Genomic DNA, 6,837 nt, shown 5'->3' on the forward strand with positions numbered 1-6,837 from the left:
GTATGACTCGTCTTTTTTGTATGTTTTCATACCTCTGTTAATTGCCTGCTTAACTCCTTCTAAATAGGCGAATCCATGCTTTTTATCTGGTTCTAAGTAAGTACCTTCTGCCCACTCATTCCACGCATTAATAAAAAAAAACTCGCTATTATAAAGGGAGAACATACGGTGAATTTGCTTGCTTAAATATATTGTGAACTTCTCAGGAGTAGAACCTACAAAGATGCTGCCATTTAAGTCTTTGCGGCGTGCTGTGTTGTCCCAGTCCACAAAGGCACCGGGAAATGTTTTTTCTTCGGAGGGGAACATAGGTACTGGGATGCTATTTATCTTTGTTTGGGAGCAACTTTGTATGAATAGATTTAGAAGTTCAATATCAGATAGTGGACTAACAAGGTTATCAAATTCACTTCCTAACTTAAAGTTATTCATTTGTTAAACCTCCGAATGATGTAGTGATTAACAGCTACTTACATGTTTTTTTACTAACAAAAACATGTAAAAATTCAGCATCTAACCCCAGTGATCTATCCTTTGGTAAATAAAAAATAGTATACATATTTGCATGTGTATAAATATATTCAATCATATCTTGTCCCCAATCAAATGTTACTAAAGACCCATTCTCATCAATAGGATTACCATGATAAATCGGCTCTGCCATATACTCAATTCCTTCTTTATTGATTCTTGCTCTTTGCAAAGTCTTTGGGAGTGTGTGATGTCAGGGGACAGTAAACACATGAGCGCCGCCAGGCTTTAATACACGCTCTATTTCTTTAAAGGCTTTGTTTGGTTCCATTACATGTTCAAAGACATCTTGAGTAATGAATAAATCAAAAGATTCATTTTGAAAAGTCATGTCTTCTAAGTTTTCGCATCTAATCCCTTGAAAGTATTGGCCAAGAGGATAGTTTTTAAAGTTTTTTATTAGTAGTTGAGTTGTAATCCCTCCAGGAGAGGATTCGTGGATATGATAGGAACCCCATTTTGGAAAAAATGTATTTAAAGCATGGATTAGAGCTCATTGCCTTGGTATAGAGTGGCATGTAGAGCATAAGTAGTGATCTCTTAAGCCAATCATTATGCTCTATAAATGTAGCTTTCTTCTCACAAATAACGCAATATCCATTATTGTGCTTCAAATTACCTTCCACATGACATCACTCTTGTGTAAAAAAATGCATATGACACATGCGTCAACAATCAGTGAACTCAAAGAGAGTGGGTAAAATTTAGGGGGTCAATTGCTAGAAGGGAATAATTAGCGTGGGAGAACCCCACGCTAATTAAAGTTTCACTTTATGCTATGTGCGATACATTCGTTTTTATTCATTGAAGAATGTATCGATTTAAAATATCTCTTTTGTGTATGGATACATTTCAAAGTCTTGTGCATATATTTCTGTAACTAACGCCATGGTTTCTTCATCATAAAAACTTTCATATGTTGGAAAGCGAGGGAAGGCGGCATCAGTTATGCTCGGCTCTGCATAGCTTCCTGTATAAAGCATTTTATGAGCACGATGATGATCGGAATTTGCAAGTAGCGCTAAATTGGATTTAATTAAATCGTACGTATGTTCTAGTTTAGTGATTTGTGTATTAAAATCTTCTAAAGGAATATAGTATTGGATGAATTTTTCTTCACCTGGAACGTATTGCTGGCTAAAATGTATGTCCATTGCTAGGGAATTGGAACCGAATGCTCGAACGTAATATAAAAATTGTTTAAATGATATTCCTTGGTTACTATATTTGTCATTATATAAATAATGGCGGATACTTTCCCGTTGAGGGCTAGCATATGGATTGTCAGCAAGTAATAAAAATGAGCTGACAGCCCTTGTATAGGGATTCCGCACAAGTTTACAATTGATGCTAGAAGACTATTTTGTAACTCTGGTATGTAATTTATATTGTTTTTATACACCCAGAACTCATAGTAATGAATAAATTCATGGTATTTCTTTGCTTCATTAAACAATCCAATTTTAAAAAAAACCAATTAGCTAAAGTAGTGCATCCGCTTCTGTGGCTTCGGAATAGTATAAGGGGAAAGTCTTCTATCTTTATGTAGGATTACATGATTTAAAAGCTCTTGATTTACATTCTTCATCGATGTAGTGCTCCTTTTTGAAAGTTTTATTTATGGAGGGGGGAAGCTTTTACTAATCCAATATATTCATAGACATGGGTAAATATTATGAGTGTTTTTTTCGGTCAGCTAAAATAAGGTATTGATCCTAAAAGGAAAATATAAAATAAATAATGAAAATTTATAAGGGGCATACAATTATAAGAGAATGAATAATAGAAGTGAACAAGTTCATTTATCCCGCTTTAATGGGCAGTAAGACCTCCACCTCAAAATTCAGCGAAAGCAAAGAATTTAGTTTGGGGATCAACTGCCCATAAAAGTCCGATTGGCAAAAATCTTATTACTAGAGAGGATACTATGAGGAAGAATAATTATTTAATAGTAGGTGGAAATAGTTTCATTGGTATTAACCTCGCGTTAGGTTTATTAAAACAAGGTCAAAATGTAAAAGTATTTTCTAGACATATAAATAATTTTCCTCAAAATATTATAAGTGAGGTTGAGTTTATTAAAGGTGATTTAGCGAATGTGGAAGATATATATATAAAGCTTTAGTGAACGTGGATATTATTATTTATTTAGCTGCAACGTCTAATGTAGCAACTTCAATTGAAGATGTTTTTGGAGATATGAACAGTAGCTTTTTTTTTCTTAATTTCATGGAAGGTGTTAAAAACTTTCCTATTAAACGAATTGTATTAGCATCTTCTGGGGGCACCGTGTATGGTGAACCTGAATATTTACCTATAGATGAGAAACATCCATTAAAGCCACTTTCTCCTTACGGAATAACAAAAGTGTCGCTTGAAAATTACTTGTACTTTTATAAGAAAAAATACGGAATTGATTATGTTGTATGTAGATATTCTAATCCATATGGAAAATATCAAAATCCTTTAAAGAAAGTTGGAGCAATAAATTGTTTTTTGTATCAGCATCTCAGTAATGAAAAGATTAATATATATGGGAATCCGCAAGAGATTATTCGAGATTATATTTATATTGATGATTTAGTTGAAATCACTATACAACTATCAAAATTAAATCATTTGAAATCTTGTGTGTATAACATAGGGAGCGGTAAAGGTCTCTCTTTAAAACGAATTATAGTAGAATTGGAGAAATTAACGGAAAGAAAAGTGGATTTTATTTGTTATAAACAAAAGCAAGAAAATGTTCAAAAAATCATTTTAAATATAGATAGAGTAAGACGAGAATGTAATTGGGAACCGAAAATAGATTTCAAAAGTGGAATTAGATTAAATAAGCTATGGATTGAAGAGTTCTTATATAGTAAAAAATAATAAGCCATGCCCTACTTTTGTATAAGTAGAGCGTGGTTTATTATTTTATTTCTTTTTGTATTACCCAAAGGTCTTGATGTTCCCACCAAAAACCTTCAGTGTATTTTTTGATAATAGGGTTATAAGGTAATAATTTAATTTTGTCACATACGTAAGAGGGGCTAACGATCGTTTGCCCGTATTGATGAACATCTAAATCCAGTTGTTCGCTAGAGGGGAGAAACCAATAACCCTGTTCATTTAAATCGGGAAAGCTGAAGTACTTTTTACTTTGATAACCATGAGTTGTGAAAATGAATAAGCCGCCAGGAGAAACAGTGTTATACAATGTTTGAAGCCAACGAAACCAGGTTGTATCAGGCATATGAGAAAAAAAGGATAGGCAAAAAACAATATCATACGTAGACGAGGCTAATTTTACTTGTTCTGGTTCAGGGTGAGATAAGATAGATGAAGTATTTAATGTTCCTTCAATAAAAGTAATAGCTTCTTCGTGTATATCACAAGTAGTTATACTTAAGTTCGTTTGCTGATTTAATAAATGACGTGTTACGCAGCCATATCCGGATGCGAATTCTAATAATTGAATTGGAGTATTTACAGGAGGATAAAAGGAAGTAATTAAATCTAGGAGTGTTTCTGCTGATTTTCTTCCATCTTTAAAATAATAATCTATCGCTTCTTTTTTAGATGGAAAGACTGGATTCGTGACAAGGAATTGAAAGATGTGATCCTCTGGATGGATGCTTGCATTTACATTGTAGTCGTGTGCCATTTGAGAAATCAAATCTTTATTTGCCTCTATAAATTCTTTCAAAGAGTAACCCCCTTAAATGATAGTAACGTCTTACAAGAGATACTAATGGTGAGGGAAATATATCATTAAATCTTCAAATATACTTTAAGGTACTTTCTATATGTGTACATTTTCTTTTTTGAAATGTCGTCGATAGTAAAGGTTTCTTTAATGAAATTCTGCATTTGTACAACTTCACTGTAATGGGAATAGGAATCTTCTGTTCTCGTTACGCTATTTGTATGTCGTCTATGATAGTTTAGCGGCTTTGGATTGAAATAAATGTCCCCCTCTTTAAGGATAGAAACATAGAAAAACCAATCACCAGCTACTTTAAACTTTTCTAATTGTTTTGCTATTGTTTTCGTGTCTATGTTTTTAAAAACTACACTTGAGACATTAGGTATCGTATTTTTGATAAGTAACGTATCTTGTATTTCATCTATTCCTTTTCGGAAATAAGGATGCTGCCATTTTTCTTTATCAATATCATTTGTGTAATCCAAATAATGATTGGCCAGGATATTTCCCTGTTCATCTATTTGTTTTGATTGTGTGTAACCTAAGGTAACATCACTATTTATCTGAAACCCTTGTATTACTTCTTCTAAAAATGTCTGATCACATAAGTCATCAGCCTCTGCAATCCAAATGTAATCACCAGTTGCTGCAGAGACGCCTTTTATCCATTGTTTAAATACAGAACCAGAGTTTTTATCATTAATAATTTGCTGAACTTTTAGGTGGGGCTTATTTTCGTTTGAGAGCAGCTTTTCAAATATAGATACACTATTGTCAGTAGAGGCATCGTCTAGGAAAATTAGTTCGTAAAGGGGATAGGTTTGGCTGAATATGGATTTAATTCGGTCAGGTAAGTATTTTTCGTAATTATAGTTCGGTACAATGACGCTTATTTTTTTATAATTATGTTCAAGCAGGTTTAATAATTGATAAATGTAATGAAGAAAGTTGAAATCTTTTTCAATAAGTTCTTGGCCAAAGCTACCTTTTTGGAATCGTAAATCTTCATCTCCAATAAATTCATATATTCTTTCCAGCATCATCGGTAAGTTTAAATAGTCTACTAATGCGCCAGTTTGTTCCGTAACAACATCTTCAAAACCTCCAGCATTTTTAAACCCTATAACAGGGACTTTCGTATCTAATGCTTCTAAAACAACGTTGGGAAAAGGATCTTCTCTTGAAGTTAATAAATATAAATCAGCTCCTGCGTTATATAAACCGATATCTGGAGTAGGGTCCACTAATGTGAAATGTGCTGTATATCTTGGGGATAGCGTGTTTAAAAAGTGAACATCCGTTCTCCCAACCCAGATAAAATGAATATTCTTATGAACCTTTCTTACTGAGTAAGCAATAAGTGAGAATAAATCTATCCCTTTTCGATGATCAGCGAAACCTACTCCTAAAATGATTTTGCTATCTAGAGGCAAGTTGTGTTTTTTTCGTAATTCGCTTCTAGCTTTTGCAATATTGTTCTTATAAGGATTGTGGTTAAACAAGCCTTGAGGGAGAATGTGGCATTTTTGATGGTCTAATTGAGTGAGTGTACGGAATTTTTCATATACGTATTGTGAAGGGAAGACTATTTTGTAAGCAGACTCGGCAATATTTCTCGCTTTTCCTTCGGCAGAGTACTGTTGTATTAAATGCGGCAATTCATGTATTAATGAAATAACTTTTATATTGTGTTTAGCTAGTAATGCAACTATATCCCCACTTATGACGGTACTACATATAGCGATGGTATAGTCTTGTAATAATAACTTTTTTATTAACAATTCGACCTTTTCTTCCGTTGGGTAGTTTTCCTCTAGGCAATAAACAGGACCATACTTTTGAAAATCGTGGATTAAAATGCCCGTTCCAATAGAAATAATTGCGACAGAGTAGTTAAAGTTTTCTTTAAGAGCTTTAATAGTATGTAAAGAAAGCAGCTGCGCTCCGTGGAAATGGGCATCATGGGATACATAAATGATCTTTTTATTAACATGCATTTCATAACGCCTCCTAAGCTAATTAGGTTTTTAGTAAATGTATGGCGTACTTATAACTCCTAGAGAGAAGTAGTAGAAGATAATTGTGAATGTGGTTGGAATGTACTCGCAATAAAAAAATGCTACTTCTAATATATATTTGTTTGGTTTGATATTCATTCTTTAGAAAGGTGTAAGAGGTAAGTAAGAGAGTATAAAGTGTTGATTATGAAAGTGACTGCACCAGTTTATAAATCTCTAGGTACGGAGTTATAAATGAAGAAGGTTTAAGCCCCTTTATAATTTATAAAATAAAAAGGATAAAAGGTATTGACGATTAGAGTATAGAGGTGTAATATAGAACAAGTCGCCGATGCAATAACGCAGAATGCGATAAACGAAATGAAAAACTTAGTTGACATTAACTAACGAAGATGTTAACATAAGGGAGTCGCAAATGGGCGACCAAGTAGTTCTTTGAAAACTGAACGAAACAAACAACGTGAAACGTCAATTTTTATTTTTAGATGCTAGACAAACTAACTTTATTGGAGAGTTTGATCCTGGCTCAGGATGAACGCTGGCGGCGTGCCTAATACATGCAAGTCGAGCGAATGGATTGAGAGCTTGCTCTCAAGA

At 33.5% G+C, this 6,837-nt stretch carries 3 protein-coding genes, 1 rRNA gene and 3 pseudogenes; 2 read left to right on the forward strand and 5 right to left on the reverse strand.

Going from position 1 to position 6,837, the window contains the following annotated elements; translation table 11 throughout:
• From K5S59_RS29190 to K5S59_RS29200, 3 genes and pseudogenes are all read right to left on the reverse strand, one after another.
• A partial coding sequence (locus K5S59_RS29190) for a glycoside hydrolase family 99-like domain-containing protein (RefSeq protein WP_120449382.1) occupies positions 1-432 on the reverse strand: 432 nt, incomplete at its 3' end.
• Positions 433-466: 34 nt separating this feature from the next.
• Positions 467-1,157 (reverse strand): annotated as a pseudogene (locus K5S59_RS29195) (class I SAM-dependent methyltransferase).
• 195 nt (positions 1,158-1,352) lie between these two features.
• Positions 1,353-2,119, reverse strand: a pseudogene (locus K5S59_RS29200) (sulfotransferase family 2 domain-containing protein).
• Between the two features lie 339 nt (positions 2,120-2,458).
• Between K5S59_RS29200 and K5S59_RS29205 the strand changes: the two are divergent.
• Positions 2,459-3,405: pseudogene (locus K5S59_RS29205) on the forward strand (NAD-dependent epimerase/dehydratase family protein).
• Between the two features lie 40 nt (positions 3,406-3,445).
• On the opposite strand, the gene K5S59_RS29210 reads toward K5S59_RS29205, so the two are convergent.
• Positions 3,446-4,222, reverse strand: coding sequence for a class I SAM-dependent methyltransferase (locus tag K5S59_RS29210; protein WP_120449384.1), 777 nt, complete (start codon positions 4,220-4,222; stop codon positions 3,446-3,448).
• A gap of 65 nt (positions 4,223-4,287) precedes the next feature.
• Positions 4,288-6,219, reverse strand: coding sequence for a glycosyltransferase (locus K5S59_RS29215; protein ID WP_120449386.1), 1,932 nt, complete (start codon positions 6,217-6,219; stop codon positions 4,288-4,290).
• 524 nt (positions 6,220-6,743) lie between these two features.
• Between K5S59_RS29215 and K5S59_RS29220 the strand changes: the two genes are divergently transcribed.
• A 16S ribosomal RNA gene (locus tag K5S59_RS29220) occupies positions 6,744-6,837 on the forward strand; the annotation flags it as partial.

The sequence above is a fragment of the Bacillus sp. BML-BC051 genome (assembly GCF_019656175.1).
In the GTDB taxonomy this organism is placed as follows: Bacteria; Bacillota; Bacilli; order Bacillales; family Bacillaceae_G; genus Bacillus_A; species Bacillus_A mobilis.